3 protein-coding genes and 1 pseudogene are annotated in these 2,273 nt (G+C 71.6%); all 4 read right to left on the reverse strand.

What is annotated here, in order from left to right:
* Positions 1-158 precede the first annotated feature (158 nt).
* Positions 159-569: a hypothetical protein gene (locus tag FV222_RS23675; RefSeq protein ID WP_147762486.1), complete on the reverse strand. Its 411-nt coding sequence runs from the start codon at positions 567-569 to the stop codon at positions 159-161.
* A gap of 91 nt (positions 570-660) precedes the next feature.
* Entirely contained in the window at positions 661-1,257 is a 597-nt protein-coding gene (locus FV222_RS23680) for a type II toxin-antitoxin system MqsA family antitoxin (RefSeq protein WP_147762487.1), read from the reverse strand.
* Between the two features lie 344 nt (positions 1,258-1,601).
* Positions 1,602-2,015 carry a DUF305 domain-containing protein gene (locus tag FV222_RS23685; protein ID WP_238271104.1) on the reverse strand — a complete coding sequence of 138 codons (414 nt, stop codon included), beginning with the start codon at positions 2,013-2,015 and terminating at the stop codon, positions 1,602-1,604.
* Between the two features lie 58 nt (positions 2,016-2,073).
* A pseudogene (locus FV222_RS23690) lies at positions 2,074-2,273 on the reverse strand (DUF1109 family protein); the annotation flags it as partial.

The following is a 2,273-nucleotide window of genomic DNA, read 5'->3' on the forward strand; positions in this document are numbered from 1 at the left end:
GGCCGAGGGTGAGCGCGGCGGTCGCCAGGAACGCCACGAGGGCCGCCGAAAGGGCGGCGGGAAGCCGGATCGTCATGGGAGGTCGACTTTCGCATCGGGACGGAGCGCGGCTCGACCAGACGAGCCGCGTCGGGCGCGCCGGCCGGCGGCGCGCGGTCTCAGGCGAAGGGTCGAGGGGGCTCGGGAAGGGCCTCGGGCACCGCGCTCGGGCGCGCGGTCTCCGGCCCCATCGCGACGCGGAGGCCGTTCAAGTCGTCGGGGCGGACGCCGTCCCCGTCCGCGGCCGCGACGAAGACGTGGGCGCAGCAACAGCCCGGGCAGGCCACGCAATCCGCCCGGTCGGACGCCGAGTCCCCCGCGGCGACGACCGCCGCCTGCATCGCGGGATCCGGCTGGGCCGCGGCGTTCAGGATGTGGCCGACCGCGGCATGGCCGAACGCGGGATGGCCGGCGCCGGTGTGGTGCGCGTGCCCGGCATGCGCCTGGGCGAAGGCCGGGACCATGACGAGGAGCGCTGCGACCCGAAGGATCGCAGCGAGCCGTCGCAAGAGGTGCCGGGCGCTAAGCATCGCGGCGAAGCCTAGCACGATTCGGGCGAAAGGGCAGGGTCGGCTCCGATGATCAGGGATCATGCCGCTCGGGCATTGGCCAAACACCCCGTCATTCCGGGGCCGCGAAGCGGAGCCCGGAATCCAGAGCCGCCGAAGCGTGGCCGACTGGCTCCGCCTCGGTCGCGATTCCGCTCACCGCGGTTCCGCTCACGGCAAGGGCGTCGACGACCGCCTCGGGGTGGCGATGGATCGTCCAGATCAATGTCATGGCCGTGGCGTTCGGCTTCGACTTGCCCTGCTCCCAATTCTTGACCGTCGCCTCCTCCAGCCCGAACCGGAGCGCGAACTGAGCTTGCGAGAGCCGCAGGGCCTCGCGCACGCTCCGGACGGAGATCGGGTCCGGCCCGTGCTTGCGGACCGCGATGCCCAACGCCGTCAGCTCCGAGGCGAGGCGGCTCAGGCTCTCGACCTTCGGGAGCTCGACATAGGCCTCGCCCGTGTCGAACACCTCCGTCATGACCGCGTGGGCGGCCTTCACCGGAAGGTGCCTACGGACCAGGGCGCGGGCCGCCGCCACCGTGTCGAGGTGCGAGCCCGGAAGCCGCTTGAGGTTGAGGCGTTCGGCGGAGCCGTCGCGGACGAGGGTCTCGTCCCGGATTTGCACCCGTGGTCCGAACGCCGCCAACAACGTGGATCGCGTCGACATCCAATTCCTCCATGACGCCCTGCGCGATGTCGCGGAGCACGGCCGCGCCCCACTTCGTCGTCGGGTCGCCGCCGACGTGCATGCCCTTCAGCTCCAGGACGCGTCCCGACAGCGTCACCTCGGCCATCACATCGAGCGAACCCCAGGGGGTCCGCACCTCGACCGTGAAGATCGGGTCGTCGCTGGCGGCATGATCGACGACGATCCGAACCTTGCAGGCCGACACCGGTTCTTCCTGTACGCAGGATGCCTATAAGATGCCGAACGTCCGATCCGTCAAGGCCGCACCCGCGCCGAACGGGATCGGGGCTCACGACAGAACGTTCGGAGCCGCAGAGCGCGTTTTACTTCGCGCCCGTCCGCGCCAGGATCGCCCGCATCCGGGCGATCTCGCCTTCCTGCGCCTTGACGATCTCCTCGGCGAGCGCCCGCACCTCCGGGTCCTTCGAGTATTGCAGCGCGACCCGCGCCATGCCGATGGCGCCCTCGTGGTGGGGGATCATGCCGCGCACGAAGTCGGCGTCGACGTCGCCGCTGTAGCGGATCGCCATGTCGGCGTGCATCCGCGCGTCGACGGCGCGGAACGCCTGGGTCGAGGGCGCCTCGCCGGCGGCCGGCGCGGGATGGCGCCCGGCATGGTCCATGTGCTCGTGACCCATCTTATCGTGGTCCATGCGCGGCGGCGTGCTCTGTGCCAGCGCCGCGCCGGCGAAGGTGGCGGCCAGCGCGATCGCGGCGGGGCGGACGATGTTTCGCATGGGGTCGAGGCTCCTCACGGGGATGTGGGCCACCGTGAAGCTTGCCATGGTGGCAAGGTCAACCGCCGCCGGAGGATCGATCGTTCCGGGCGCGCACGCCCGCATCCGGGCCGCCCCCGAGCAGCCGCCCGCCGAAGATTCCGTTCAGCCCGATCACGCCGAGCACGGTGACGGCGTGGATCAGGAGGTCGGTCGCGGTGGCGTCGTGCGGGTGGAACGGGACCAAGAGGGTCGCCGCCGCCGCGGCCGCCGCGAGGC

The organism is Methylobacterium sp. WL103 (genome assembly GCF_008039885.1).
GTDB classification, from domain to species: domain Bacteria; phylum Pseudomonadota; class Alphaproteobacteria; order Rhizobiales; family Beijerinckiaceae; genus Methylobacterium; species Methylobacterium cerastii.

What these genes read in the sequence shown, in the direction of transcription:
- FV222_RS23675 (WP_147762486.1), bottom strand. Translation starts at nt 569, where the DNA reads ATGCTTAGCGCCCGGCACCTCTTGCGACGGCTCGCTGCGATCCTTCGG.
- FV222_RS23680 (WP_147762487.1), bottom strand. Translation starts at nt 1,257, where the DNA reads ATGTCGACGCGATCCACGTTGTTGGCGGCGTTCGGACCACGGGTGCAA.
- FV222_RS23685 (WP_238271104.1), bottom strand. Translation starts at nt 2,015, where the DNA reads ATGCGAAACATCGTCCGCCCCGCCGCGATCGCGCTGGCCGCCACCTTC.